Origin of the sequence: Salipiger marinus, assembly GCF_900100085.1 — a bacterium.
Lineage (GTDB): Bacteria > Pseudomonadota > Alphaproteobacteria > Rhodobacterales > Rhodobacteraceae > Salipiger > Salipiger marinus.
Genome location: NZ_FNEJ01000028.1, coordinates 25,161 through 51,937, shown reverse-complemented (window position 1 = coordinate 51,937; position 26,777 = coordinate 25,161). Strand labels below are relative to the sequence as shown.

At 67.1% G+C, this 26,777-nt stretch carries 26 protein-coding genes; 13 read left to right on the top strand and 13 right to left on the bottom strand.

Features of this window, described 5'->3' with window-relative positions; all coding sequences use genetic code 11:
- The first annotated feature begins 30 nt into the window (after positions 1-30).
- From BLR51_RS23075 to BLR51_RS23050, 6 genes are all read left to right on the top strand, one after another.
- Entirely contained in the window at positions 31-1,095 is a 1,065-nt protein-coding gene (locus BLR51_RS23075) for a DUF6902 family protein (protein WP_089851427.1), read from the top strand.
- Positions 1,092-1,976 carry a DMT family transporter gene (locus BLR51_RS23070; protein ID WP_089851425.1) on the top strand — a complete coding sequence of 295 codons (885 nt, stop codon included), beginning with the start codon at positions 1,092-1,094 and terminating at the stop codon, positions 1,974-1,976. The genes BLR51_RS23075 and BLR51_RS23070 overlap by 4 nt, the downstream gene beginning before the upstream one ends.
- Positions 1,977-2,088: 112 nt before the next feature.
- Positions 2,089-4,761, top strand: a complete 2,673-nt coding sequence (gene alaS, locus BLR51_RS23065) for an alanine--tRNA ligase (RefSeq protein ID WP_089851423.1) — start codon at positions 2,089-2,091, stop codon at positions 4,759-4,761.
- A 3-nt stretch (positions 4,762-4,764) separates the two neighbouring features.
- Complete coding sequence (locus BLR51_RS23060) at positions 4,765-5,049, top strand: DUF1330 domain-containing protein (RefSeq protein WP_089851421.1); 285 nt, start codon at positions 4,765-4,767, stop codon at positions 5,047-5,049.
- Positions 5,049-5,336 carry a DUF1330 domain-containing protein gene (locus BLR51_RS23055; protein WP_089851419.1) on the top strand — a complete coding sequence of 96 codons (288 nt, stop codon included), beginning with the start codon at positions 5,049-5,051 and terminating at the stop codon, positions 5,334-5,336. Before BLR51_RS23060 ends, BLR51_RS23055 begins: the two co-directional genes overlap by 1 nt.
- A 7-nt stretch (positions 5,337-5,343) precedes the next feature.
- Positions 5,344-5,691 carry a DMT family protein gene (locus BLR51_RS23050; RefSeq protein ID WP_089851417.1) on the top strand — a complete coding sequence of 116 codons (348 nt, stop codon included), beginning with the start codon at positions 5,344-5,346 and terminating at the stop codon, positions 5,689-5,691.
- Positions 5,692-5,859: 168 nt separating this feature from the next.
- Here the strand turns inward: BLR51_RS23050 and BLR51_RS23045 are convergent, their stop codons facing one another.
- The 3 genes from BLR51_RS23045 to BLR51_RS23035 form a co-directional block, all read right to left on the bottom strand.
- Positions 5,860-6,210, bottom strand: a complete 351-nt coding sequence (locus BLR51_RS23045; protein ID WP_089851415.1) for a cupin domain-containing protein — start codon at positions 6,208-6,210, stop codon at positions 5,860-5,862.
- A gap of 42 nt (positions 6,211-6,252) precedes the next feature.
- On the bottom strand, positions 6,253-8,070 hold the full coding sequence (gene typA, locus BLR51_RS23040; protein ID WP_089851413.1) for a translational GTPase TypA: 1,818 nt from the start codon (positions 8,068-8,070) through the stop codon (positions 6,253-6,255).
- Positions 8,071-8,134: 64 nt separating this feature from the next.
- Entirely contained in the window at positions 8,135-8,464 is a 330-nt protein-coding gene (locus tag BLR51_RS23035) for an SMR family transporter (protein WP_089851411.1), read from the bottom strand.
- Positions 8,465-8,611: 147 nt separating this feature from the next.
- On the opposite strand from BLR51_RS23035, the gene BLR51_RS23030 reads away from it, so the two are divergent.
- The 4 genes from BLR51_RS23030 to BLR51_RS23015 all read left to right on the top strand — a co-directional run bounded on the left by BLR51_RS23030 (position 8,612) and on the right by BLR51_RS23015 (position 14,782).
- Positions 8,612-9,400 carry a hypothetical protein gene (locus BLR51_RS23030; RefSeq protein ID WP_089851409.1) on the top strand — a complete coding sequence of 263 codons (789 nt, stop codon included), beginning with the start codon at positions 8,612-8,614 and terminating at the stop codon, positions 9,398-9,400.
- 71 nt (positions 9,401-9,471) lie between these two features.
- The gene (locus tag BLR51_RS23025) at positions 9,472-10,035 is read left to right on the top strand and encodes a hypothetical protein (protein ID WP_089851407.1); all 564 of its coding nucleotides are present in this window, start codon (positions 9,472-9,474) and stop codon (positions 10,033-10,035) included.
- A 19-nt stretch (positions 10,036-10,054) separates the two neighbouring features.
- Complete coding sequence (locus tag BLR51_RS28300) at positions 10,055-11,797, top strand: methyl-accepting chemotaxis protein (protein ID WP_242656820.1); 1,743 nt, start codon at positions 10,055-10,057, stop codon at positions 11,795-11,797.
- A 1,896-nt stretch (positions 11,798-13,693) separates the two neighbouring features.
- Positions 13,694-14,782 (top strand): alpha/beta hydrolase, encoded by a 1,089-nt coding sequence (locus BLR51_RS23015; protein ID WP_165616911.1) that lies wholly within the window; start codon positions 13,694-13,696, stop codon positions 14,780-14,782.
- Between the two features lie 4 nt (positions 14,783-14,786).
- Here the strand turns inward: BLR51_RS23015 and BLR51_RS23010 are convergent, their stop codons facing one another.
- From BLR51_RS23010 to BLR51_RS23000, 3 genes are all read right to left on the bottom strand, one after another.
- Complete coding sequence (locus BLR51_RS23010) at positions 14,787-15,920, bottom strand: mandelate racemase/muconate lactonizing enzyme family protein (protein ID WP_089851403.1); 1,134 nt, start codon at positions 15,918-15,920, stop codon at positions 14,787-14,789.
- The gene (gene kdgD, locus BLR51_RS23005) at positions 15,917-16,825 is read right to left on the bottom strand and encodes a 5-dehydro-4-deoxyglucarate dehydratase (RefSeq protein WP_089851401.1); all 909 of its coding nucleotides are present in this window, start codon (positions 16,823-16,825) and stop codon (positions 15,917-15,919) included. Before kdgD ends, BLR51_RS23010 begins: the two co-directional genes overlap by 4 nt.
- Positions 16,826-16,903: 78 nt before the next feature.
- Positions 16,904-17,620 carry a FadR/GntR family transcriptional regulator gene (locus BLR51_RS23000; RefSeq protein ID WP_089851399.1) on the bottom strand — a complete coding sequence of 239 codons (717 nt, stop codon included), beginning with the start codon at positions 17,618-17,620 and terminating at the stop codon, positions 16,904-16,906.
- A 118-nt stretch (positions 17,621-17,738) separates the two neighbouring features.
- Between BLR51_RS23000 and BLR51_RS22995 the strand changes: the two genes are divergently transcribed.
- Positions 17,739-18,533, top strand: coding sequence for an NAD-dependent epimerase/dehydratase family protein (locus tag BLR51_RS22995; RefSeq protein ID WP_207543679.1), 795 nt, complete (start codon positions 17,739-17,741; stop codon positions 18,531-18,533).
- A 3-nt stretch (positions 18,534-18,536) separates the two neighbouring features.
- Here BLR51_RS22995 and BLR51_RS22990 read toward each other — a convergent pair whose 3' ends face one another.
- Positions 18,537-19,097, bottom strand: coding sequence for a cysteine hydrolase family protein (locus BLR51_RS22990; RefSeq protein WP_089851397.1), 561 nt, complete (start codon positions 19,095-19,097; stop codon positions 18,537-18,539).
- A gap of 240 nt (positions 19,098-19,337) precedes the next feature.
- Between BLR51_RS22990 and BLR51_RS27845 the strand changes: the two genes are divergently transcribed.
- Positions 19,338-19,583: a hypothetical protein gene (locus BLR51_RS27845; RefSeq protein WP_165616910.1), complete on the top strand. Its 246-nt coding sequence runs from the start codon at positions 19,338-19,340 to the stop codon at positions 19,581-19,583.
- A 38-nt stretch (positions 19,584-19,621) separates the two neighbouring features.
- Here BLR51_RS27845 and BLR51_RS22980 read toward each other — a convergent pair whose 3' ends face one another.
- From BLR51_RS22980 to BLR51_RS22960, 5 genes are all read right to left on the bottom strand, one after another.
- Positions 19,622-20,479: an ATPase gene (locus tag BLR51_RS22980; protein WP_089851393.1), complete on the bottom strand. Its 858-nt coding sequence runs from the start codon at positions 20,477-20,479 to the stop codon at positions 19,622-19,624.
- 76 nt (positions 20,480-20,555) lie between these two features.
- Complete coding sequence (locus tag BLR51_RS22975) at positions 20,556-21,458, bottom strand: DMT family transporter (RefSeq protein ID WP_089851391.1); 903 nt, start codon at positions 21,456-21,458, stop codon at positions 20,556-20,558.
- Between the two features lie 192 nt (positions 21,459-21,650).
- Positions 21,651-22,142: a hypothetical protein gene (locus tag BLR51_RS22970; protein ID WP_089851388.1), complete on the bottom strand. Its 492-nt coding sequence runs from the start codon at positions 22,140-22,142 to the stop codon at positions 21,651-21,653.
- Positions 22,143-22,228: 86 nt separating this feature from the next.
- A complete protein-coding gene (guaA, locus tag BLR51_RS22965) occupies positions 22,229-23,791 on the bottom strand; it encodes a glutamine-hydrolyzing GMP synthase (RefSeq protein ID WP_089851386.1) in 1,563 nt (520 codons plus the stop codon).
- Positions 23,792-23,869: 78 nt separating this feature from the next.
- Complete coding sequence (locus BLR51_RS22960; RefSeq protein WP_089851384.1) at positions 23,870-24,727, bottom strand: delta-class carbonic anhydrase; 858 nt, start codon at positions 24,725-24,727, stop codon at positions 23,870-23,872.
- A gap of 222 nt (positions 24,728-24,949) precedes the next feature.
- On the opposite strand from BLR51_RS22960, the gene BLR51_RS22955 reads away from it, so the two are divergent.
- Positions 24,950-26,359: a trimethylamine methyltransferase family protein gene (locus tag BLR51_RS22955; RefSeq protein ID WP_089851382.1), complete on the top strand. Its 1,410-nt coding sequence runs from the start codon at positions 24,950-24,952 to the stop codon at positions 26,357-26,359.
- Between the two features lie 3 nt (positions 26,360-26,362).
- Here the strand turns inward: BLR51_RS22955 and BLR51_RS22950 are convergent, their stop codons facing one another.
- The gene (locus tag BLR51_RS22950) at positions 26,363-26,662 is read right to left on the bottom strand and encodes a DUF6477 family protein (RefSeq protein ID WP_089851380.1); all 300 of its coding nucleotides are present in this window, start codon (positions 26,660-26,662) and stop codon (positions 26,363-26,365) included.
- Positions 26,663-26,777: the final 115 nt, after the last annotated feature.

The following is a 26,777-nucleotide window of genomic DNA, read 5'->3' as shown; positions in this document are numbered from 1 at the left end:
CGCCTCGCCTTTTCCTTGGGAGCACGGATCATGTCCAACATCGTCACCCTTCGTCCCGTCCCGCGTCTTGCCCCGATGCCGTCCCGCGCCATGGCGCTGCTGGACTGCGTGGCCCGGCACCGACGCCGCGAGGAGGATGTGTTCTGGCTGAAGGAAAACGCCGAGCTTCTGAACATCCTCGAATGCACCGGCGCGCGGCTGGACCCCGGGGCGCTGGAGGCGCATCAGGCCTTCTATGACAGTGCGGCAGAGCGGCTGGCCTTCTTTCCGCAATATTACCGCTTCCTGCTGTCGATCACGCTGGATCTGGAGGATCTGGGGCTGCCCGGCGATCAGGGGCTGCGGCTGGCCGAGGCTGCGGCGCGCTCCGATCTTGCCGGGGCCGAACTGTCGGATCTGCAGCGGATGGAGGCCTGTCGCCTGCTGGCCCGCCGGGGCGTCGCGCCGAAGCTCGCCGATCCGGGGCTGGCCGACCGGCTGCGCGACTTCTGCGCCCGGGCCCAGACCTTTGCGCTGCCCAACAAGAAGGCCGCCTATGAGCTGACCCATATCGTCTTTTACCTCAGCGAATACGGGCGGCATGATCCGCGCCTTGCACCGGAGGCGGTCACCAGCCTGCATTTCGCCGGCAACCTCGCCTTTCTGGAGCAGAATTCCGACCTGCTGTCAGAGATCTGCATCGCGCTGCGCTATGCCGGGCAGACGCCCCCCGTGCTCTGGACCGCGTGGCTGCGCCGCGAGGCGCATCTGTTCGAGGTCGAGACCGGGCCGGGCCTGTCGGTGCTGGATGACTATCACGATTACCTTGTCAGCAACTGGCATCTGGCGGTGATCGGAGAGGAACCGTTCCGCCAGCCGCTGGCGCCCGTGCGGATGCGGTTTGGCCGGGCCGTGCAGCAGGGGACGGCGCTGCGCGAACTTAGTCAGGCGCTGTTCGATCTGGGCGGCGGACGCACCGCCGACTGGTCGGTGATGCGGGGGCGGATCGGCGCGGCGCTGTCGCCGCAGGCGCTGGATCTGCTCGACACGCTGGCGCGGGAATCGGCGCATTTTGACGCCTTCTTCGAAGGTTTCGCCCGGGTGGCGCGCGCATGACCCCCGCACGGCACGCCACCGTCACCGGCGCGGCGCTGGTGGCGCTTTACACCGCGATGATCTCTGCCGCCGATGGCATTACCAAGCTGATCGCCGGGGGCTATGCCGCGCCGCAGCTTTTTGCGCTGTCCTCGGCGCTGGTGGTGGGCATGGCGCTATGGGCGGCGCGGCGCACGGGGCAGGGGCTGGCGGTGCTCGCCCGCCGCAGCATGGCGCTGCGCGCGGGCCTGACCGTGGTGGCGGCGCTGGCCTTTTTCCAGGCCTTCCGCCTGCTGCCCTTTGCCGATGTGTTCCTGTTCATCGGGCTGATGCCGCTGCTGGCCGCAGCGCTCTCTGGCCCCCTGCTGGGCGAGCCGCTGCGCCCCATAGGGTGGCTGGCGCTGAGCCTTGGCGCGGGCGGCATCCTGTGCCTGATGCCCGACGGGCAGGTGGGGCTCGATGCCGGGCATGGCTGGGCGCTGCTGGCCGCCACCTCCGGCACCGGATCCATGCTCGCCTCCCGGCACATCGCCCGCGCCGAACGCAAGCCGCTGGCGCAGGTGTTCTGGCCCAATCTTGCGCTGATGCTGGTGATGGGGGTGGCGCTGCCCTTTGTCTGGCAGCCGATGGCGCTGGCGGATCTGGCATGGATCGCCGCATATGCGCTCTGCCTCTTCGGCGCGCGCTATGTCTGTGCCGAGGCGCTGCGGCTGCTGCCCGCATTTGTTGCCACGCCGCTGATGAACCTGCAATTCGTCTGGATGGTGGGCATCGGGCTTGCGGGCTTTGGCGAGCTGCCCGCGCCGGGCACGCTGCTGGGGGTGGCGCTGGTCATCGGCTCGGGCCTGTGGCTGGTGGCCGACGAGGCGCTGGCGCCCGCGCGCGACAGCCTGCGGGCCTGACTGCTGGCCTGACTGCGGAATCATCGGGCAGCTTATGGACAGCCACGGGGCAGAGCGATACACCTGCGCGGACCGCTTGAGGACTGCTTGAGACTAGGCGCAAGGAAGACGCATGCCCACGCTGAACGATATCCGCTCCACCTTTCTCGATTACTTCGCCCGGCAGGGCCACGAGGTGGTGCCCTCCAGCCCGCTGGTGCCGCGCAACGACCCCACGCTGATGTTCGCCAATTCCGGCATGGTTCAGTTCAAGAACCTGTTCACCGGCGTCGAACACCGCGATTACAAGCGCGCGACCACCGCGCAGAAATGCGTGCGGGCGGGCGGCAAGCATAACGATCTGGACAATGTGGGCTACACCGCCCGGCACCACACCTTCTTCGAGATGCTGGGCAACTTCTCCTTCGGGGATTACTTCAAATCCGAAGCCATTCCCTTCGCCTGGGAGCTGATCACCCGCGAGCTCGACATCCCCAAGGACCGGCTGCTGGTCACCGTCTATCACACCGATGACGAGGCGGCGGATATCTGGAAAAAGGTGGCAGGGCTCTCGGATGACCGGATCATCCGCATTCCCACCAATGACAACTTCTGGATGATGGGCCCGACCGGTCCCTGCGGCCCCTGCACCGAGATCTTCTTTGACCACGGCGACAAATACTGGGGTGGCCCTCCGGGATCGCCCGAGGAGGATGGCGACCGCTTCGTCGAGATCTGGAACCTCGTTTTCATGCAGAACGAGCAGTTCGAGGATGGCTCGATGCGCGCGCTGGACATGCAGTCCATCGACACCGGCATGGGCATCGAACGGGTGGCGGCGCTGCTGCAGGGCACCAATGACAACTATGCCACCGACCTGATCCGCGCCCTGATCGAGGCTTCGGCCAACGCCACCTCCACCGATCCCGACGGGCCGGGCAAGACCCATCACCGCGTCATCGCCGACCATCTGCGCTCGACCTCCTTCCTGATCGCGGACGGGGTGATGCCCAGCAATGACGGGCGCGGCTATGTGCTGCGCCGGATCATGCGCCGCGCCATGCGCCATGCCCATATGCTGGGGGCCAAGGATCCGGTGATGCACCAGCTGGTGCCGTCGCTGGTCCGGCAGATGGGCGCGGCCTATCCCGAACTGGTCCGCGCGCAGCCGCTGATCGAGGAAACGCTGCGGCTGGAGGAAACCCGCTTCAAACAGACGCTGGACCGCGGGCTGAAGCTGCTGGATGACGAACTGTCGACCCTGCCCGAAGCGGCCCGGCTGCCCGGCGAGGCGGCGTTCAAGCTTTACGACACCTACGGCTTCCCGCTCGATCTGACCCAGGACGCGCTGCGCGAGCGCGGCCGCGAGGTCGATACCGACGGCTTCAACAGCGCCATGGCCGAACAGAAGGCCAAGGCCCGCGCGGCATGGTCCGGCACCGGCGAATCCGCCGATCTGGCGATCTGGTTCGATCTGGCCGAAACCCATGGCGGCACCGATTTTCTGGGCTATGACACCGAAACCGCCGAAGGCCAGATGCTGGCACTGGTCAGGGACGGCGCCGTGGTCGACACGCTGACGGCGGGCGAAACCGGCTGGATCGTGCTGAACCAGACGCCGTTCTATGGCGAGTCGGGCGGTCAGGTCGGCGATACCGGCTGGCTGCGCCGCCTTGACGACGAGGACGATCAGGCCGAGGTCACCGACACGCAGAAGATGGCCGGGGGCCGCATCACCGCGCATCAGGTCACGGTGCGTTCCGGCACCTTCCGCCGCTCCGAAGCCGTGGCGCTGGAGGTGGATCACGCCCGCCGCGCCCGCATCCGCGCCAACCACTCCGCCACCCACCTGCTGCACGAGGCGCTGCGCCGCGCCTTGGGCCCGCATGTGGCACAGCGCGGCTCGCTCAACGCGCCGGACCGGCTGCGCTTCGATTTCTCGCATTCGAAGGCGCTGACGGCTGCGGAGATCACGCAGGTCGAGAGCGAGGTGAACGCCTTCATCCGCCAGAACAGCGCAGTCACCACCCGCATCATGACCCCCGACGATGCCCGCGCCATCGGCGCGCAGGCGCTCTTTGGCGAAAAATACGGCGACGAGGTGCGTGTGGTGTCCATGGGCCGTCTCACCGGCTCGGGCAAGGGCAGCGATGGCGCCACCTATTCGCTGGAACTCTGCGGCGGCACCCATGTCACCCAGACCGGCGAGATCGGGACATTTGCCCTGACCTCCGAATCCGCCTCCGCCTCCGGGGTCCGCCGGATCGAGGCGCTGACCGGCGAGGCCGCCATGGCCCTGCTGCGCAGCCGCGACGCGGCGCTGGCCGAGATCGAGGCGCTGGTGAAGGTGACCGGCCCCGACACCGTGGCCCGCGTCAGCACGCTGCTTGACGACCGGCGCCGTCTGGAAAACGAGATCGCGCAGCTGCGCCGTGATCTGGCCATGTCGGGCGGTGCGCAGGGCGGGGCCGAGACGCGCGACGTCGCGGGCATCGCCTTCCTGCCGCAGGTCATCTCGGGGGTGCAGGGCAAGGATCTGCCGCCGCTCATCGACGAGATGAAGGCGCGGCTCGGATCCGGCGTGGTGCTGCTGATCGCCGATACCGGCGGCAAGGCCGCCGTGGCCGCAGGCGTCACCGCCGATCTGACCGACCGCATCTCCGCCGTCGATCTGGTGAAAGCCGCGGTCGAGGCGCTTGGCGGCAAGGGCGGCGGCGGTCGTCCGGATCTGGCGCAGGGCGGTGCCAAGGATACTGAGAACGCCGAGGCCGCGATTGCCGCCGCCGAAGCCCTGATCGGAGCCTGAGCCATGACCGTCTACATCATTGCCCGCATCGAAGTGACCGACCCGGAAGAATATTCGATCTATGCCGGTCAGACCATGGCGCTGGCTGAACGCTGGGGCGGGCGCTTTCTGGTGAAGGGTGGCCCGCAGACCGTGCTGGAGGGCCACGCGCCCTCCCGCCATGTCGTCATCGAATTTCCGTCGCGCCCGGCGGCGGAGCAATGGTTCAACTCGCCGGAATACCAGCGCATCCTGCCGATCGCGCAGCGCTCGTCAAACCGCGACCTCGTGATTGTGGAGGGGATCTGATGCCCGCACTCTGGATTGCTCATGTGACCGTCAGCGATGACGAGGCCTATGGCCGCTACGCCAAGCTGGCGGGTCCCGCCATCGCCGCGCATGGCGGCGTGTTCCTTGCCCGCGGCGGCCGCTTCGTGCAGCTCGAAGGCCGCGAACGTCCGCGTAACGTGGTGGCGCGCTTCCCCAGCGTCGAGGCGGCAGAGACCTGTTACCACTCGCCCGAGTATCAGCAGGCACTCGAACATGCGCGTGGTGCGTCGGAACGCGAACTGCTCATCGTCGAGATCAGCGACTGACCCCTCCATGACCGCGGCACATCTGCTGCCGATCCTGCTGCTGATCGGCTCGAACCTGTTCATGACCTTCGCGTGGTACGGGCATCTGAAATACCCCACGGCCCCGCTCTGGGCCGTGGTTTTCATCAGCTGGGGCATCGCGCTGGTGGAATACTGGCTGGCGGTGCCCGCCAACCGGCTCGGCCACCATGTCTACAGCGCCGCCGAACTCAAAACGCTGCAGGAAATCATCACGCTGGTGATTTTTGCGGGCTTCTCGGCGCTTTGGCTGAAGGAACCGCTGACGCTCAATCACGCCGTGGGTTTCGGCTTCATCGCGCTCGGCGCCTTCTTCATCTTCCGCGGCCCGTTCTGACCGGGGGCGAAGCCGCCCCCGAACATCAGCGCCGCGCACCCGTGCCGACCCGACCCCGGTTTCCATTGGCCCCAAATATCCCGGGGGAGTCCGCGCCAGCGGACGGGGGCAGAGCCCCCGGTTCTGCCGTCTGCCGCCAATGAACCAGCGCCCGTGGCCCCTGCGACCTCACTCCAGATCGATCTGGATCCAGCGTTCCGACAGATGAATGTCGGTGCTCTCGAACGGCGCCTCCAGCACCTCGAAACGGTGCGGGACTTCGGCGGGACCAAACAGGATGTCCCCTTCGCCTGCCTCGATCACCTCGTCGCCGATGGTGTAGCGGGCGCGGCCCCGGCGGATGATGAACAGCTCGTCATAGGGATGGACATGCAGCTTCGGCCCGCTGCCGGGCTGGTCCAGCGCCACGAACAGCACGGTGACTTCCGTGCCGAAGCGCTGGCCTTCCACGCGACCGGACCACAGCCCGGGCAGGCGGGCCCAGTCTGCAAAGCTCAGGCGTTCGGGGTGGGTGGTCATGAGGGGCTCCCGGACTTGATTCGCCCGGGAGCATAGCGCGGCTCAGGCGCTTCTGGACATGCGCTTGCGCTCATGCGGGTCAAGATACCGCTTGCGCAGACGGATCGCGTTCGGCGTGACCTCGACCAGTTCGTCGTCGTTGATATAGGCGATGGCCTCTTCCAGCGACAGCGTGATGGGGGTGGTCAGGCGCACCGCCTCGTCGGTGCCGGAGGCCCGCACGTTGGTCAGCTTCTTGCCCTTGAGCGGGTTCACTTCCAGATCGTTTTCGCGGCTGTGCTCGCCGATGATCATGCCGGTATAGACCGGCGCCTGCGCGCCAAGGAACATCCGGCCCCGGTCCTCGAGGTTCCACAGCGCATAGGCCACCGCTTCGCCATTCTCCATGGAGATCAGCACCCCTGCGCGGCGTCCCTCGATCGGGCCCTTGTGCTGGGTCCAGCCGTGGAACACCCGGTTCAGCACGCCGGTGCCGCGGGTGTCGGTCAGGAATTCGCCGTGATAGCCGATCAGCCCGCGCGACGGCACATGCGCCACGATCCGGGTCTTGCCAGCGCCTGCAGGCTTCATCTCGACCAGATCGCCCTTGCGCGGTCCGGTGATCTTTTCGATCACGGCGCCGGTGTAATCGTCATCCACGTCGATGGTGACTTCTTCCACCGGCTCCATGCGCTTGCCGTCTTCTTCCTTCATGATCACCTGCGGGCGCGAGATCGACAGCTCGAAGCCCTCGCGGCGCATGTTCTCGATCAGCACGCCCATCTGCAGTTCGCCACGGCCCGAAACCTCGAAAGCCTCGCCGCCGGGCGTGTCCTTGATCTTGATGGCGACGTTGGATTCCGCCTCCTTCATCAGCCGCTCGCGGATGACGCGGGACTGCACCTTCTTGCCGTCGCGGCCCGCCAGCGGGCTGTCATTGATGCCGAAGGTCACGGTGATGGTGGGCGGGTCGATGGGCTGGGCGTCCAGCGCCTCGTCCACGGCCAGCGCGCAGATGGTGTCGGCCACGGTGGCCTTGGTCATCCCCGCCAGCGAGACGATGTCGCCCGCGCTGCCTTCCTCGATGTCCTGCTGGCCAAGGCCGCGGAAGGCCTGCACGCGGGTCACGCGGAACTGTTCGATCTTCTGGCCGATGCGCGACAGCGCCTGCACGGTCTGGCCGACCTTGACGCGGCCCGTCTCGATCCGGCCGGTCAGCAGGCGGCCCACGAAGGGGTCAGCGCCAAGCGTGGTGGCCAGCATGCGGAAATCGTCGTCCTGACGCTTGATCTGGCGCGGGGCAGGGACGTGATTGACGATCAGCGCAAACAGCGCGTTCAGATCCTTGCGCGGCCCGTCCAGCTCGGCATCGGCCCAGCCGTTGCGGCCCGAGGCATACATGTGCGGGAAATCCAGCTGGTCCTCATCGGCGCCCAGATTGGCGAAAAGGTCGAAACATTCGTCCAGCGCGCGGTCCGGTTCGGCATCGGGCTTGTCGACCTTGTTCAGCACCACGATGGGCCGCAGGCCAAGCGCCAGCGCCTTGGAGGTCACGAACTTGGTCTGCGGCATCGGGCCTTCGGCGGCATCCACCAGCAGCACCACGCCGTCCACCATGGACAGGATGCGTTCCACCTCGCCGCCGAAATCGGCGTGGCCGGGTGTGTCGACGATATTGATCCGGGTGCCGCGCCATTCCACCGAGGTGGGTTTGGCGAAGATGGTGATGCCGCGCTCGCGTTCCAGATCATTGCTGTCCATGGCCCGTTCAGCCACGGCCTGGTTTTCACGGAAGGCGCCGGACTGTTTCAGCAGCTCGTCCACAAGCGTCGTCTTGCCGTGGTCGACGTGGGCGATGATCGCAATATTGCGCAGGTCCATGGGAAAGCCTTATCCGGGGGATTTTGCGCGGGGGTTAGCCCTGACGGGCGTAAAAGGCCAGCCCCTAATGCGGCGCGCTGCTGGAAAAGAGCTGGATCACGAGGATTCCGGCAAGGATCAGCCCAATTCCCGCCACCGCAGGCAGATCCAGCCGCTGGCCAAACACCACAAAGCCGATGATCGAGATGAAGACGATGCCCAGCCCCGACCACATGGCATAGGCCAGCCCCACCGGCATCACCTTCAGCACCACCGACAGCAGGTAGAAGGCGGCGGCATAGGCCACGACCACGATCACCGACGGCAGCGGCCGGGTGAACTGCTGGCTGGCCTGCAGCGCGGCGGTGCCGATAGTTTCCGCCAGCACGGCCATCACAAGCGCAAGATAGGGCATCAGGGCCTCCGTCATCCTCTGGCGACAGTGGTGGCCCGCCGCGCCGCCGGGCGCAAGGGCAGAGGGCCGTCGCGGCGGCGATGGCACTGGACAAGGCGGGGGCTTTCTTTCACCCAGCCCCGGATCCCCGACCGTGGAGCAGGACAGATGGCACAACATACCGAAGAACGCATCGCGCATGGGGCACTGGTCTTTGTGGCGCCGCATCCGGTTCTGGCGGAACTGGCGCGGGATCTGGCGCGCGGCATCACCGATCCCGCGGTAATGGCGCTGCCGGTGGACATTCTGGTGGGGCTGCACCGGCTCAGACCCCGTCTGCCCGCGCTCGGACGCCGCCAGCTGGGCATCCAGACCGAGCAGATCCGCGATGCCGAAGGCCGCCCGATGTGGAAAAAGGTCCGGCCCGGTCGGCTGCGCAAGCATCTGCTGGCCTGTCACCGGGTGCTGGATCTCTCGGTCTCGAATGCGCCGGTCTATGGGCTGGCAGGGCGGCTGCTGCGTCACCGGCTCGATTTCGGCCCCTATGTCTTTCCCCAGCGGATTCCCGATTTCGTGCCCGGCAAGGAGGCGGTGTTCTTTGGCGCGGCCAATGACCGGCGCGCGGATCTGGTGGCCCGGCACGGCATCCGGATGCTGCCCAACGGGGTCTTCGGCGCGGCGCTGGCGGCAGAGCTTGCAGGGGCGGCGGCGGTCGTCAACCTGCACTACACCGAGGGCGTCTATACCGAGGCGCCGCGGCTTCTGGCCGCCTGTCTGGCCGGCAAGCCGGTGATGTCCGAACCGCTGGCGCCGCCGCTGGTCGCGGGCCGTCATTACCTGCCGCTGGGGCCGCTGCCGACACAGCCGGATCTTGCCGCGCTGCAGGCCCGCTTTGCCACCGAGATCGCCGCGCGCCACCGCTTTGCCGAGATACTGCTTAAAATGCGCAGGGCTTAAGACAGTCGCAGGATTCTCTCCGTAAAAGGGGGGCAACGGGCCGCAGAGCCCCGCAGCCTTGGAGAGACATCATGCTGAAATACCTGACCGCCGCCCTTCTTCTGTCGACCCCGGTTCACGCGCTGGATGTGGGCGATGCGCTTGGCGTCTACCTTGACCGACAGGTGATGACCTGGGCGCAGGATCCGCTGCTGATGTCGGCGCTCGAGGCGCAGAACATCCGCCATGCCGGGCTGGAGGCTGCGGCTTACACCGAACTCGACCAGCGCTGGTCCGCCGAACTGGGCCGCACGCCCGCGCCGCTGGTGGATTCGGTGCTCCAGACCCCGGCGTCGGACTTCCTGCGCGCCCGGATGGAGGAGTCGAAGGGTCTCATCACCGAGGTGTTCATGATGGATGTCCACGGGCTCAACGTCGCCTCTGCCGGGATCACCTCTGACATCTGGCAGGGCGACGAGGCGAAGTTCACCGAAACTTTCGCCAAAGGGACCGGGGCGCGGCACTTCTCTCAGATCGAATTCGACGATTCCCGTGGGGTCTATCAGACCCAGATGTCCTTCACCCTGTCCGACCCGGTCACCGGCGCCCCGATTGGTGCGATGACCGTCGGAATCAACGCCGAAATGATGCAGTAAACCGCTTTTGGGGGTATCCATGGCCAGTCAGATCAAGGCGCCACGCCTGCGCAGCCACTTGGCATCCGTGTTTTTCCGTGTCGCGCTGCTTCTGGCGGCCTCCACACTGGCAGTCGCCGCCGTCATGGCGTGGCAGTCCTGGCGCATCGCCGATCGGGTGGCGAAGGATGGCGTGGCCGAAACCGCGCAGAAGGCGACCGAGGCCGCCGCGATCTCTCTGGTGCAGCCGCTGCGCTTCATGGATGCCCCCCGGGCGCAGCTTCTGCTGTCCGACGCGCTGCTGAGCGGCGGGGAAAACTCCGTTGCAGGGCTGGTGATCGGCGCTGACGGGGCGCCCGTGGCCGAGGGCGGAGACGTGGATCTGGACCGCGGCGTGCTGCTGGAACTGGCGGCGGCCGCGCTGGCCTCCAACAGCCGGGTGGAAGCGGAGGACGGGCATCTGATCGCGATTCCGGTGCCGACCGCCGATCCCGCGGTGGCGGGGGGCGCGCTGGTCATGAGCTGGTCGGATGATGCCGTGATTGCCGCGATTTTCAGCCGCAAGATGCAGATGCTGGCGACGGCTGCGGTGACCTTCGCCGTGATGATGGTGCTGACGATGCTGGCCATGCGCCGCTTCGTCACCCAGCCGCTGCGGCAGGTGGATCAGGCCATGAGCCGCATCGCGGCGGGTGATTACGACACCGAGGTTCCGATGCGGACGCGGCGCGACGAATTTGGCGGCCTTGCCCGGCATCTGGCGGATCTGACGGTGGCGCTGGCCGATGGCCGCGCCGCCGCAGAAAGCCGAAGCGCCGCGCATGAGGCGCAGAACCTCGTGGTGCAGCATCTCAGCGACGGGCTGGACCGGCTGGCCGCAGGTGTGCTGAGCCGGGGCATCGACCAGCGCTTTCCTGATGAATATGAAGGGCTTCGCGCCAATTACAACCGCGCGGTCAGCAGTCTGCGCGACGCGCTCAGCAATGTGCGCGCTGGCGCGATGAACATCCATTCCAGCGCCGAGGAAATGGCGCGCGCTTCCGACGATCTGTCGCATCGCACCGAAACGCAGGCCGCCACGCTGGAGGAAACCGCTGCCGCGCTGGAACAGATGCTGTCCAGCGTCCGGCAGGCGGCGGGATCCGCGCAGGAGGTGGAAAGCACCGTGCGCACCGCCTCGCAGCTGGCTGACCAGAACGGCTCGGTCATGCGCTCCGCCGTGGAAGCCATGGCCGGAATCGAGAAAAGCTCGGAACAGATCAGCGAAATCATCGGCGTCATCGACGACATCGCCTTCCAGACCAACCTCTTGGCGCTGAATGCCGGGGTCGAGGCCGCACGGGCCGGGGCCTCCGGCAAGGGCTTCGCCGTGGTGGCCTCCGAGGTGCGGGCGCTGGCACAGCGCAGTTCCGATGCGGCCCAGCAGATCAAGGCGCTGATCAGCGGCTCTGCCGAGCAGGTGAAAGACGGCGTGGAGCTTGTGGAACGCGCCGGTCAGGCTCTGTCGCAGGTGGTTGAAAAGGTGGGACAGATCTCGGGTCTGGTCAGCGGGATCGCCAATGTGTCGCAGGAACAGGCGCTGGGGCTGAACGAGATCAACCTTGGTGTCAGCAATCTGGACCGTGTCACCCAGCAGAACGCGGCCATGGTCGAGGAAAGCACCGCCGCGGTGCACATGCTGCGCAGCGATGCTGGCAAGCTGTCCGAACTGACCGAAAGTTTCGAGATCGGGGAGGAACAGGGACAGTCCGCGCAGGCCTCCGGACTGCACCGCGCCGCCTGAGGCAAGGGCCTACCGTGACGGATGGCCGCTGTTCCGCCGCCGCGCGTTGACAGGCGCGGGGACTGCGGCGAAAACAGCCCGGACGGAACCGGTGGCACGGCTGTGAGGCAAATTCGCCATGCGTAGGATGCTGACATTCGGCATGGTCTTGGACGAAGGCTCCGGCCTTGCAAACAGGCCTTCGTTCCCAGGGAACCTGGCGTCTGCCCTGCTACGACGGGAGGGGCGGAAGCTGCGCATTGCGCCCTGTTTCGCACGGCAACGGTATGGACCGACGTCGCGGGTAGGGTGGAGAAACGTGGGGCGGCTTTCGCTCTGCCCTCCGCCTGTCGCTGGCGTCTGGTCCCGGAGGGGCCCCTGCGCAGCGATGAACGTCGCGGTCAGCCCGGAGTGCCGCGTATCAGGGATGGAGCCCGGGCACAAACCTCGGACGTCCGAAGAATGCGGTCACCGTTGCGAAAGGGGCGCGCTGGCGAAACAGCGGGGCAGCAGGATCGGACAGCGCTGGAGCGCTTTCATCGGACCCCGCAATGCTGCGCCCGAACAGGCGCTGCCTGACGAGACGGCGAACAGCAGCTCTCACGGTCCCTTCGGGCCTGTGTCTGGGCGGGCGGCTGCGGCAAAGCCTCGACGCCGCGCCGGTCAGCACAGGCCAAGACCGGGCGCCGCCTTGGTCACCTGTTGTGGCCGCCAAAAGTCCGCCGTCTCGGCTCGGGCGGACTACGGATCTGCAGTCTCCCCTGTCGGAGCAAATGTCGGCAGGCCGATGCTCTTGCGCCATCTCGACAGGGCGGCACCGCGTCGCAAAAGACGAGCCTCTGCAAAACTGCGCAGGCTGTTGCAGAACCGCGCCTGTCTGTGCATCGGTCACGCCTTGAATGGGCAGGGGGCCGGATCCGTGGCCAAAGCGGTTGAGGCGGCAACCGGCCGCCGGACATCTTTTCTGCTCGCAGGCACAGGCCAGATGCCCCCGATTGTGGCTCCAGCTTCCACTGCAGGCCCGTGTCTGCGGCGTAGAGGGCGGGCCAGCGAAACTGCCTGCAATCACATATTACCGCCCCTTGCCGCTCAGGCAGAGCCATGGGCGCGGCGGGCAGGCTGCCGGAACATGGCGTCACAGGGGCCGGACCACATCCGCCTGTGCCCGGATCGCCACCCGGGTGCCGCGCCAATTGCCCGGAAGGTCGGGCATCGCCGCTTGAGCGGGGCTGTCGCTCCCCAGCGCTCGGAGCCGCGAATGCCGCATCAAACATGTGCTGTCCGTCAGAAGCAGTCGGCCTGCATGGACCGGAAGCTTGGCGCGGGGACTGTCGAGGCGCGGCGTGTGGCTGGCCCCGTCGCGGGGTCAGGGCAGGCGCCGATGCGGCAAGGCGGTCTGACCCTTGCAGCGGGACGTGGAGGCTGGGCTTGGGCTCCCAGCCCCGTGCGCCCCGCTGCGGCAGCCTGTTCCCACGGAACGGACCGACGTCGTAAAGGTCACAAAGGGGCGCTGAAGATGCCCGGCAGGTTTGGGGCCTGCACGACTTTCCAATGCTTTGGCGGCAGTTGCGGCGGGCGACCAGCAACGACCTTGCGCCTTGTCGCAGGCAGCACGGGTCACGCGCTTGCGGGGGCGCCGTTCAGGAACGGAGGCGCATCGAAACCCGGCAGCGCCGGGCAGGCGGGCTGTTTCGCGCCATGGCAAAGCTGGATGGCCTTTCGATCCATGACAACGCGACGGGCCGACCCGGAAAGCGCGCGCCGCGTCACAGCAGCTTGCGCAGGCAAAGCGCCGGGCCTGTGGCTGGGCCGTCACGTTGCCAAGCTTGGCGACCATGACCTGTCGGCATGCGGAGGGACGGCGCGCGGCGGCGGCGCAGGCGTCCATCGCTGCCCGCAAGACAGCGGGGTGGCACGATGAGGGCCCTGCTGCTGGCGCTGTTCATGCTGCTTGCCGCCTGCACCCCGCGCCCGGGGCCGGAGGCGCTGACCCCGCAGCCCGCGCCCGGGCCGGACCTGCGGGTGGTGCGGGTCTATGTGGCCACCACCCGCGCCCCGATGGCGCCGCCTGCCATCGGCTTCGGCGCGGGGCCGGCCATCGGGATGTCCTATCGCTGGTATGACATCTCTGTGCCGGAGCAGCCCCGGGCGCGCGGCGTTTTCTGGATGACCGATACCCCCGATCCTTCGCAGGATTTCCTTGTGGTCGGGCATGGTGCGCTGGACCGGTCCGGCTTTGCCGCCGAAGTTGCACAGCGCAACGCGCAGGCTGCGGAGCCGGTGACGGTCTTTGTGCATGGCTATAATTACAGCTTTCCCGAAGCGCTGCTGGAGCTGGCCCGGCTGACGGCGGAAACCGGGCGGGGGGGCGCGCCGGTGCTGTTCAGCTGGCCCTCGCAGGGGAAGGTGCTGGATTATGTCGGCGACCGGCAGGAGGCGCTGGCCTCGCGCGATGCGCTGGCGCGCGTGCTGGCGGATGTGAGCCGCGCCGAAGGCCGCACGCTGCTGGCGGGGCATTCCATGGGCGGCTGGCTGACCATGGAGGCGCTGCGCACGCTGGCACTGGCCGGGCGGCGTGACGTGACCGATGATCTGGACGTGCTGCTGATCGCGCCCGACATAGATCCGCTGGTGTTCCGCCAGCAGCTGGCACCGCTGCAGCCGCTGCCGCGTCCGCTGACGGTGATGGTGGCGCGGGACGACCGGGCGCTGGCCATGTCCTCGCGCATTTCTACCGGGCGGACCCGGCTGGGGGCGCTGAATGTCGACGATCCCGTGGTGGCGCGGGCCGCACAGAGCGCCGATGTGCAGCTGATCGACATCTCGGGCCTGCCCGCCGTCAACGCGCTGCATCACAACCGCTATACCGAACTGGCGCGGATGGTGGCCGAGCGCGGCAGCGACAGCGGCGATCCGCTGGGGCTTGTGCGCTCGGCCGGGGCCTTTGTGCTGGACACGCTGGGCAGCGGGCTGATCCGTGCAGGCCAGACGATCGGGGGCGGCTAGCTCGTCAGGCGCGCGGCGCAAACTCGCGCAGCGCGTCGCGGTTGATCTCGATCCCCAGCCCCGGCGCATCGGGGATGGTGAAAACGCCCGCCTCCGGCTCCAGCGGGCGGGTCAGCACCGCCTGACGGAACGGGTTGTGGGTGCGGTCATATTCGAGGATCGGCGCCAGCGGCGCCCGGCGTGGCGGATCGGGCAGCAGGGCCGCCACGAACTGCAGCGCTGCGGCGATCTGCACGCCCGTGCCCCAGACATGCGGCACCAGCCGGATGCCGTGCAGCGCGCACATGTCGGCGATGCGCCGGGTTTCGGTAAAGCCGCCGCTGCCGCAGAGATCAGGCTGCGCGATGTCGATCACCCGCCGCGCCAGCGGCTCGGCAAAACCGAAGCGGCCATGCCAAGTCTCGCCGCCCGCCACCGGGATGGGCTGGCCCGCGCGCACCTCGGCATAGCCCGACAGATGTTCGGGGATCACCGGCTCTTCGAACCAGTCGATGCCGTAATCCGCCGCCTGCCGCCCCAAGGCGAGCGCTTCGCCCACGGAATAGCCGTGATTGGCGTCGATCATCAGCCGGGCGTCGGGGCCGATGGCCTCGCGCACCGCACGGATCACCGCCAGATCCTCGGCCACGTCAAAGCCGATCTTGATCTTCACCGCATGGAAGCCTTGGGCGACATGGCGGGCGCAATCCTCGGCATTGTCCGTCACACGGTCGACACCGTCGCGGCGGAAGCCCCCCGTGGCATAGGCGCGCACGGTCTCGCGCACGCGGCCCCCCAGCAGCACCGACACCGGCACGCCAAAGCGCTTGCCCTTGATGTCCCAGAGCGCGATGTCGATGCCCGACAGCGCCGTCATGGTCAGGCCGCGCTGCCCCTGATCGCGCAGCAGGTTGTACATGTCCTGCCAGATCACCTCGGTCGCAAGCGGATCGCGCCCGATCAGATGCGGCGCGTAGGCGGCCACCACCGCCGCATTGGGCGCAGCGGGGCCCAGACATTCACCCCAGCCGATGGTGCCATCGTCGCAGATCACCTCCACCAGCACATGCTGGCGGCGGCTGAACCGCATGGAGGCGCTTTCAAACGGCGTCTCCAGCGCGACATCCAGCAGATGGGTGCGGATTTCGGCGATCTTCATGCCTTGCCCGCCGTGGCGATGAGAGCGCGCAGCATCTCTTCTTCCTCGCCGGTCAGATCGCAGAGCGGAGCACGCACCGGACCCGCGTCAAAGCCCGCCAGCCGCACCCCGGCCTTGATCGCGGCCACGGCATAGCCCTTGCGGCGGTTGCGGATCGCCATGAACGGATAGAAGAAATCGCGCAGGATATCCTCGCAGATGTCGCGTTCGCCCGCGCGCAGGGCGCGGTAGAATTCCATGGCGAGCCCCGGCACGAAATTGAACACGGCAGAGCTGTAGGTGGTGAAGCCCGCGCCCAGATAGGCCTCGGCAAAAAGCTCTGCCGTGGGCATCCCGCCCAGATAGGTCAGCCGGTCGCCCATGGTCGCGGTGATCTGGCGCACCTGACCGATCTCGCCCGAGCCATCCTTGAACCCGACCAGATTGGGGCAGGCCTCGCAGAGCCGGGCCAGCGTGTCGGGAGCAAGGATGCAATTGTCGCGGTTATAGACCATGACGCCGATCTGCACGGCATCGCAGACCGCTTTGACATGGGCGTAAAGCCCCTCCTGCGGCGCGTCGATCAGGTAATGCGGCAGCAGCAGCAGACCGTCGGCGCCTGCGGCCTCTGCCGCCTGCGCCATCTCCACCGCCATATGGGTGCCCAGACCGCAGCCCGCGACGATGGGCGTGCCCGCAGCCCCTTCCTTGGCGGTGCGGATGATCGCGGGCATCTCGGCAGGGGTCAGCGAGAAAAATTCGCCCGTGCCCCCGGCGGCAAACAGCACCGAGGCGCCAAAGCCCGACAGCCATTCCAGATGCGCACGATAGGGGGCGGGGGCAAAGGCGCCATCAGCGCCGAAGGGCGTCACCGGAAAGGACAGCAGCCCCGCGCCAAGGGCCGTCTTGAGTTCTTGGGGATCCATGCTCTTCCTCCTCGCTGGATGCCGCAGCGTTATCACGGTGCGCTGGGGGCTTGTCAACAACTTGTATGATGAGTCGGCTCAGCGCCGCAACATCCGGCGATAGCGGGCCTGTCCCTGTTCCAGATGATCGCGCATCGCGGCCCGGGCGGCTGCGGCATCGCGGGCGGAAATGGCATGGGCGACGGCGCGGTGCTCGCGCTGGATCTGCGCCAGATACTCCGCCTGCGCCGGGCGCTGGTCGGAGAGGCGGGCACGGGGAATGGCCTCTGGCCCCAGCATGTCCAGAAACTGCGCAAAGCGCGGGTTCTGGGTCGCCTCGGCCACGGCGCGGTGAAAGGCGAAATCTTCGGCGGTGGCGGACCCCTCTGCGGCATGGGCGGCCTCCAGCGCGGCAAGGGCGGCAAAAAGCGCCTCTTCCTGTGCTGCGGCACGGCGCTGTGCGGCAAGGCCCGCTGCCTCGATCTCGACGGCGGCGCGCAGTTCCAGCACATCAAGGATCGAGGAAATGCGTTCAGGATCAATGTCCTGAAAGGGAGAGCCGCCATGCGGATGAAGCTGCTGCACAAAGACCCCCGCACCTTGCCGCGCGGCCACCAGCCCGTCGGCGCGCAGGGCCGCCACCGCCTCGCGCACCACGGTGCGCGACACGCCATGCGCCGCACTCAGCCGCGATTCCGACGGCAACCGCCCGCCCACCGGAATGGCGCCCGCCGCAATTTCCGCCCGCAGGCTGTCCGCGAGCTGCTGCACCAGATTGGGGCGCGGGCTTTGTGGGTCGACCTGCCTGTGCCGCATGGCCGGGTTCCTTTCCTGTTGCGCAGCGGGCAGTGTAGCGGGAGAGGGCGAAGCTGCAATATGAATCTTGACACGTTATCGTATGACTTTAGGCTTCGCGGCAATGACGGAGGGTCTTATGCTGAAGAAACTGCTAATCACGGGCGCGGCTGGCACGCTGGGCCGGATGATCCGCACCGAAATGGGCGGGGTGGCGGAGACGCTGCGCCTGTCGGATCTGGTGCCGATCGAAGATGCCCCCGAAGGCGCCGAGGTGGTGACCTGCGATCTGGCGGATGCCGAAGCGGTGGACCGGCTGGTCGCGGGATGCGACGGGGTGGTGCATCTGGGCGGCATTTCGGTGGAAAAGCCGTTCGGGTCGATCCTGCAGTCCAACATCATCGGGCTGCACAACCTTTACGAGGCGGCGCGGCGCCATGGCCAGCCACGCATCCTCTTTGCCTCCTCCAACCATGTGGTCGGGTTTCATCCGCAGGACGCACGGCTGGGCACCGATGCCGCGCACAAGCCCGATGGCTGGTATGGCGTGTCCAAAAGCTTTGGCGAGGCGGTGGCGCTGATGTATTTCCACAAGTTCGGGCAGGAAACGGCCCTGGTGCGCATCGGCTCGGTCACGCCGGAGCCCATCGACCGCCGGGCGCTGGCCACTTGGTTCGCGCCAGAGGATTTTGTGTCGCTCATCGCCTGCGTGTTCCGGGCGCCCCGGCTGGGCTGCCCGGTGATCTGGGGCGCCTCGGACAATGACACAAGCTGGTGGGACAATTCCGGCGCCCGCTATCTGGGCTGGCGGCCCAAGCGCAATTCGGCGGAATTCGCCAAAAAGATCGCGGCCCTGCCCATGCCTGCCGCCGATGCGCCGGTGTCGAAATGGCAGGGCGGCGTGTTCACCGCGCTGCCGATTCAGGAGGACTGAGGCTCAGATCTCCTCGGCGCAGGCGTGATGCGGCAGATCCGCCATGCGCGCCAGCAGGTCAGGCGTGGGCAGCGCCGCACAGTCAAGCGCTGTGGCCTGCGGGGCGGGGCTGGCCTCCGCAAGGCAGGCGTCGGGAAGCAGCAGCAGCTCGACGCCTGCGGCCACCAGCCCGTTCAGCAGCGACAGCGCCGCGCCGTCGTGGCAGCGGCCCGCCGCGATGATGCGGCGCAGGCCCCGCTCGGCCAGCAGTCGGTGCAGGGCGTCGACACTTCCGCAGACCGTGTCGCCGCGCTGCACCGCATGCGGGGGGCGTTGCTGCTGTGCCGCGTCGTGCCGGGATGCGCTGTTCCGGCTTTCGGTCAGATGCACGACCGGCAGGCCGGTATCGCGGGCAGCGATGCAGATCCGGGCCAGATTGCGCAGCGCGTCGGATTGCGGGGCCGCGTCCGGGTGCACAGGAAGTCCGATCAGCAGCACCGCGGTCCGGTCCGGGTCGATGTCGACAGCCGCAGGGTGCGGCACGGGCTCGCAGGGAAAAGACAGGAAACTGATCGAACAACTCACCTCTATGACCTCTTTTTCTGTGGATCTCCGTCGGGTCCTCGCGGCCCGACAGCGTCGAAGATTGAGGAGGAAGAGCTGCGGTTTCAATCATGAAAATCACGCTGTCCGGAATCCGGTCAGGTGCCCCGGCAGCAGCCGCCGAGGCCGTGCACAGGTGCACCGAAAACGGCGCGTCCAGAGTCGTTAGGCGGCGTGGAGCGGGCAGAAATGCCGACAGTAGGACGCCGAGCGGCGCGCGCAATGCGCGACCTTCAGACTGTCAGGACCACAGGTGATGCTCAGGCTTTTGCAGAGCGGTCCCGCGCTCTGCATCGCGGGAAGCGCGGTCTTGACCACAAGCGCCAGCGCCTGCTGGTCATGAGACTGGGCGAAGCTGACGACGCTGCGCAGAAACCCAAGAACATCTTCGCTGTCCTGCACCAAGTCGGCTCCCGCTGCGGCGACATTTTCTCCGTCAATGTCAGCAAATGGTTAATCAAAGGTTAATAAAAAGATGGAGCACAAGGGCGCCGGGCCAGCGGCCGCTATCCGGGCAGCGCCGCCGCGATCACTTCGGTAAACGCCGCCTCGTCGGTCAGCCCTGCCATCTCCGAGGCATCGACCGTGATGCCCCAGTTGCGCGCCATCGCCTCGTAGCGTGGCTGACGGTGGGCCAGCGCGCGGGCATAGGTCCAGCGGATGAAGGCGTCAGGATCGACCTCGGCTTCGGTGATCTGCTGCTGCTCCAGATAGCTCTGCCACGCGGCGCTCAGGAATTGCGGCTGATAGGCCATCGGTTTCGGCGCGCGGTCGAAGCGGCGGATCAGCTCTTCGGTATGCGCCTCGCTGCCACGGACCCAGACCAGCAGCGCCACGCGCGAAAGCTCGGTCAGGATCGGATCCTCCGGATCCTCGGGATCGACCCATTCGCAGATCGACCCGCCGGTGTCGCAGACAAAATGCGGATAGCCATACAGATCCTGCGCGCGGTCGATGAAATAGCCGGTATCCAGCAGCGCCTGTTCCTCGGCGCGGCGGAACTGGTCCTGACGGGCGCGATAGGTGTCCATGGGCAGCCCGCCGCGATCCGGATTGCCGGGCTTGCCCAGATAGGTCGACACCGGGCTGAGATTCTGGAAGGTCAGGTTGGAGCCGATATAGATGGAATCCGACAGCAGCAGATCGCGCAGGAAAGGCACCTTCATCGCCTCGCGCTTGGCATTGTCGACGATATATTCGCCCATGTAGCGCGTGCCGATGCGGTAATCGATGGAGTAATGAAACCACCGCCCCGAATGCCGCAGCATCGAGGAGACATGGGTCTTGCCCAGCCCCGACATGGCGAAGAGCAGCACCCGTTTTCTGGGGGCGGCACGCCACTCGGCCGCGGTGTCATACAGCATGGTCAGGCTCCCGTTGATCCGCCCGTCTGGTAGAACGGGGCGCAGGCGGCGTCAAATGGCGCGCGGGGGCGCCGGGTCAGGCTTTGCGGGCCCTGCGGGTCTCGCGCAGGATATTGCCGTAATTTGCCGCAAAGATCACCGCAGCCCCCAGCAGCACGAATGGATCGAGCGGTTCGGCATAAAGCAGCATCCCCACCAGCGCGATGACCGGAAGCCGGGCAAAATCGATGGGCATGACCACGGCGGCGGGCGCGAGGCTGAGCGCGGTGGTCAGGCAGAAATGCGCCACCAGACCGGCCACCGCAATCACCCCCACGGCGGGCCAAGCGGTCAGGGGCGGCAGCGCGATGTCGCCATCGATCCCGGCGCAGATCAGCCCGAACACCGCCTGCATCGCGGTCAGCCAGAACAGGATGTTGAGCGTGCTGACGCTGCGGGTCAGCCTGCGGGTGAACACCGCCGACCCAGCAAAGCCCAAGGCCGCCAGCGCCGCCGCGATCAGCCCCGGCGACAGCGTGTCCGGCGAGGGGCGCGCCACGATAAGGATGCCGACAAAGCCCGCCAGCGCCGCCAGCACCCGCGCGCGGGTCAGCCGCTCTCCCAGCACCAGTGGCGACAGCAGCAGCGCCCAGATCGGTGCGGTGAATTCCAGCGCGAACACCTGTGCCAAAGGAATGGAGGCGATGGCGAAGAACCACAGGTTCTGCCCGGTGAAATGGCTGATGTTGCGGATGATCTGCAGGCCGAAATGCCGGGTGGTGACCTCGGCCCAACGTCCGGTCAGCAGCACCACGGCGGTGATCAGCACCAGCCCGATCAGCGAGCGGTAGAGCATGATTTCGAACGTGTCGAGGTCAAGGCTGACCGTGCGGCCCGCCACTGCCATCGACGAGAAGGACACGATCGCCCCCGTCATCCAGAGCGCGGCGCGCAGGGTCTGCGACGCGGGAGGGGCGGTCACGGTGGTCTCGGCAGTCATCGGCGGGCATTTCCGTTGCGGCGGGGCGGACCCGCGAAAGGGCGAAGCGGGAAAGATCACCGCAGGCAGACCCCGGCCATCCGGCGCTGTCGCGCCGTCCGTCAGGTTGTGATGCCATGCTGCGTCTCTCCCGGCGCCAGAGTGACCGCAGACGCGCCGGACGGCAAGCCCCGGCGCAGACTTCCGTGCCGGTCAGATCGGTGCAAAATCTCCGGACCGTGAGGGCGCGGCACGCTGCCATGTCTCCGCTTCGCGCTCATGCGCGTCGCGCAGCGCGCGCAGCCCGCCGATGTGATGGCTGAGAAGGGTGACCAGCGCCGCGACGCGCCCCAGCGCAAAGGCCGCGATCCCGGCACCACCCACAGCCAGCGCCACCAGCAGCGGATGGCCAAGCGCCAGCGGGCAGAGCCCCAGCGCCAGCGTCGCCAGCACCGCGAGTTCGCGCCGCTGCTTGAGACGGGCGAGCCGGGCTTCGGCGTGGCGCAGATCTTCGGAGACAGTGGCGCCGCGACGCTCCAGCGCGTCCAGATACCGGGCGACCGCCTCGGGGCAGGTGCGGTCCTGACAGGTCTCGGGCCCGGCCACCTGCAGGTCAGACTGCCATGTCTTGTGGCTGGTGCCACGATAGCCGGCAAAGCCTGAGGCCAAAGTTGTCCCCAGAGTCAGGACAAAGGCGATGAGCATGACACGCCGCTCCTTTAAAAACGTACAGAACACTCCGCCAAGCCTAACACAGGGCTTGGCGGTTCACAGGTATGGAAAACGTGAGGTCATTCCCACTCGATCGTGCCCGGCGGTTTCGAGGTGATGTCATAGGTGCACCGGTTGATGCCCTTCACCTCGTTGATGATCCGGGTGGCCGTTTCGCCAAGGAAATCATGGCTGAACGGGTAATAATCGGCAGTCATGCCGTCCACGCTGGTGACGGCGCGCAGGGCGCAGGCAAAGTCATAGGTCCGCCCGTCGCCCATCACGCCCACGGTGCGAACCGGCAGAATCGCCACGAAGGCCTGCCAGATGTCGTCATAAAGCCCGTGGCGGCGGATCTGGTCGATGAACACCGCATCGGCCTTGCGCAGGATCTCCAGCTTTTCGCGGGTGATCTCGCCGGGGCAGCGGATGGCCAGACCGGGGCCAGGGAAGGGATGGCGGCCAATGAAGCTGTCGGGCAGTCCCAGTTCCCGGCCAAGCGCGCGCACCTCGTCCTTGAACAGCTCGCGAAGCGGTTCCACCAGCTTCAGGCCCATCTTTTCGGGCAGGCCGCCGACATTGTGGTGGCTCTTGATGGTGACGGAAGGACCGCCGGAGAAGCTGACCGATTCGATCACGTCGGGATAAAGCGTGCCCTGCGCCAGAAACTCGGCACCCTCGATGCCGTCGGCGTATTTCTGGAAGACCTCGATGAAGAGGCGCCCGATGATCTTGCGCTTGGTTTCCGGGTCCGACACGCCTTCCAGCTCGCCGAGGAACAGCTCCTGCTCCTGCGCGTGGATCACATGCAGGTTCATGTGGTCGCGGAACATGCCCACGACCTCTTCCGCCTCGTTGAGCCGCAGCAGGCCATGATCGACAAAGACGCAGGTCAGCTGGTCGCCCACGGCTTCGTGGATCAGCGCGGCGGCGACCGAACTGTCGACCCCGCCGGAGAGCGCACAGATCACCTTCTTGTCGCCGATCTGGTCCCGGATGCGCTGCACCGCTTCCTCGCGATAGGCATCCATGGTCCAGTCGCCCTGAAATCCCGCCTCGCGGACGAAGTTTTCATAAAGCGTGCGCCCGTTGGGGGTGTGATGCACCTCCGGGTGGAACTGCACCGCATAGAAGCGGCGGCTGACATCGGCGGTGATCGCAAAAGGCGCACCGGGAGAGGTGCCGTAGACCTCGAATCCCGGAGCGATTGCAGAGACATGGTCGCCATGGCTCATCCAGACCTGTTCGCGCCCGGTGCCGTCAAGGAACCAGCCCGACAGCAGGTCCAGCCGGTTTTCCGCCGGGGTGACCCAGGCGCGGCCAAATTCTGCAGTGCCGTGCCCGGCTTCGACGCGGCCACCAAGATCCTGCATCATGACCTGCTGGCCATAGCAGATGCCAAGGATCGGGACGCCCATGTCATAGACGCTTTTGGGCGGGCGCGGCGAGCCATCGCGGGTCACGCTGTCGGGGCCACCGGAAAAGACGATGGCGCGAGGGGCGAAGTCCTGCAGAAAGGCGTCGGTGACGTTCTGATAGGGATGGATTTCGCAGTAGACATTCAGTTCGCGGAGGCGACGCGCGATGAGCTGCGTCACCTGGCTGCCGAAGTCGACGATAAGGAGGCGATCATGCTGGGTCATAGCGCTGCTTTAGGCAGGTTGCCGGGTCCGCGCAAGAGCCCTTGCGCCTGCCTTCGCGCGGGCGCGTGCGGGCGGCGGTTATTCCCCGATGGGGCTGAGCAATTCCGGTGCGGTGACAAGGGGGCGGACGCCGTGGCTGTGGGTTTCCTCGAACACGTTGCCCATCTCGGCCCAGGCGTCCAGAGAGGCGATGTTGAGCCGGGCGCAGCGCGGGCGCACCGACCATGTGACCTGCAGCGGCGAGCAGGTGGCCTGCGAATAGGCAGGCCCGGTGGTGGAGCCGCGGAACAGCACCGGCTGACCGGTGCCCGTGGGCAGGGAGCGCGCCTGATAGCGCCCGTCGCGCAGGGTGCCGTAATAGATGAAATCGCGGAAATCCAAGGCGTTGGGATCGTTCACCACCAGAAACACCTGCGCCTCAACGCGCAGGTCAGGGTTCTGGCAGGTTGGCGACAGGCAGGAGGCCAGCCCCGGCCCCGGAGCGACCTGACAGGAGGAATAGACCCAGTGCACCTCGATCGTGTCGCCCGGTTCTACCCCGTCGAAGCGCACATGCCCCGGTTCGGGGCGAGTCAGTTCGGCGGGGCTGAGCGAGGTGCTGCCCGCGCAGCGAAAGCCGCCATGCTCCCCGGAGCCGGCATAGATGGCAAAACCCGGCCCCATATGTTCGGCATTCGAGTGAAGATGGATGTTGCACAGGTTCAGATCCTCGGGCGGCGGGGCCATGGCGTAGCGGGCGGGATTGAGCCCGTGGGGGTTGGAGATGTCGCGCGGGCTTTGCGGGCCAAATCCCTGACAGAGGCTTATCTGACCGGCAGAGGGAGCCGCACCGCTGGCGGGGTGCGGCGCCGCGCCATGTGCCGCAGACTCGGCATAAACCGGCACCGTCAGGAACAGGGCAAGCAGCACGACAACATGCACAAGAACGGAAACCATCACTGCCGCACCAGATTGGGGTCATTCCGGTGATCCTGACGCAACAGGCGTGAATATCCGCTTAAGCCGAACCCGAGGCATTCCCGAAAATGCGGCGCAATTCACCTGCAACATGTCGTTTTTGTGCGCGAAGCGCCGCTGCGGGTCGGCGACATGCGCCCTTTGCCGGGCTAGACTGTGACGGCGGCGCCGGGTTTGTGCCGCGTCAGATAAGGAAACCGGATGGCCGATGCGTTGATGACCCGCGATGACACCCCCCATGGCCTGCTGGATGATGGCACGCTGCGCCAGATCGAGGCGGTGGCGGATCGCCTGCTGGCGGAGGTCGGCGTGAACTTCATCAACTCTCCCGACGCGCTGGCCCGCTGGTCGGCTGCCGGGGCGCAGATCGAAGGCGAACGGGTGCGGCTTGCGCCCGAACTGGTCGCCAGCCTGTGCGCCAAGGCGCCCGCCCGCTTTGTCCAGACGGCGCGGACGCCGGATCGCAGCGTCGAGATTGGCGGGAAAACTCCTGTGATGGCGCCCGTTTACGGGCCGATCTTCGTGCAGGATGCAGCGCGCGGACGGCGTTTCGCCACGCTGTTGGATTTCCGGGATTTTGTGAAGCTGGCGCAGATGGCTCCGGCGCTGAACCATTCCGGCGGCACCATCTGCGAGCCGACCGACGTGCCGGTGAACAGCCGTCATCTGGACATGCTGCTGGCCCATATGACCCTGTCCGACAAGCCCTTCATGGGGGCGGTGACCGAGCCCGCCCATGTGCGCGACAGTCTGGACATGGCGCGGATCCTGTTCGGCCCGGCGCTGGAGGACGGGCTGACCGTGCTCGCCGCGCTGATTTCCGTGGGATCGCCGCTTTGTTTCGACGAGACCATGACCAAGGCGCTGGAGCTTTATGCCGCGGCCAATCAGGCCTGCATCGTGGCGCCGTTCCTGCTGCCCGGCGCCACGGCGCCCGAAACGGTGGGCGGCACGCTGGCGCAGATGCTGGCAGAGGTGCGGGCGGGCGTCGCCTATGCGCAGCTGATCCGACCGGGCGCACCGGTGATCTTTGGACCCTTCGTGGCCTCGGTGGATGCGGCGGGAGGCGCGGCGCGGTTCGACACGGCAGAGGCGGTGCAGATCACGCGCGGGGCCGGGCAGCTGGCGCGGCGCATGGGGATTCCGTTCCGCTGCGGCGGCGCCCTGACCGGCGCGGCCCTGCCGGATGCGCAGGCGGGATACGAGGCCGCGCGCGGTCTGGCAGAGACGCAGGCGGCGGGCGTGGATTTCATCCTGCATGCCTGCGGCTGGCTCGATGGCGGGTTGGTGGCGGACTTTGAGAAATTCGTCATGGACGCCAACCAGTTGGAAACCGATCTTCAGGTTCCGTCGCACTCCGTGGCCGAGGAGGGCGCGGCGGCGCTGGACCTGATCCGCGATATCGGACCGGGTGGGCATTTTGTCGGGCGCGGCGCCGCCGCAGAGGATCCGGGCGGCGCGGCGGAGACGGGGGATGCGATGGAACGGGCCTCTGCGCAGGTCCGGCACTGGCTGGACAGCCATAACGTGCCGCCGCTGCCCGAGGATGTCGAGACGGCGCTGCGGGCCTTCGTGGCGCGGCGCAAGGCCGAGATCGGCCCCGAGATCTGAGCCTCAGACCGCCTCCGCGCCCAGACCGGCACGCAGCAGCCGCGCCTCTCCCATGATCGCCGCCAGCACCTCGACATGGCGGGCGATGGAATAGGCCGTGTCTTCGGCGCGACGGCGCAGGTCCAGATCCGCCTCCAGATCGACAAGCCGCATCAGCGCGGCACCGCTGCGCGGCAGGGCGGCATAGCCCAGAATCCGCGACAGATGCGCCTCGCGGCGGTAATCGTCGGCGCCGATGCGCGCGGCACGGATCAGCAGGCGCGGGCGGCGCAGGCTGGCAAGCAGGCTCAGGATGTCTTGCATGGTCTTGTCCCTTCGGTCTGGTGACGGGGGCAAGGCTACACAGGCCGGAGCGCTGTTGCCGTGAGGCCGGAGCGCACGTCCGGTCGTTTCAAGATTGTTTATATTTTGGGGATAA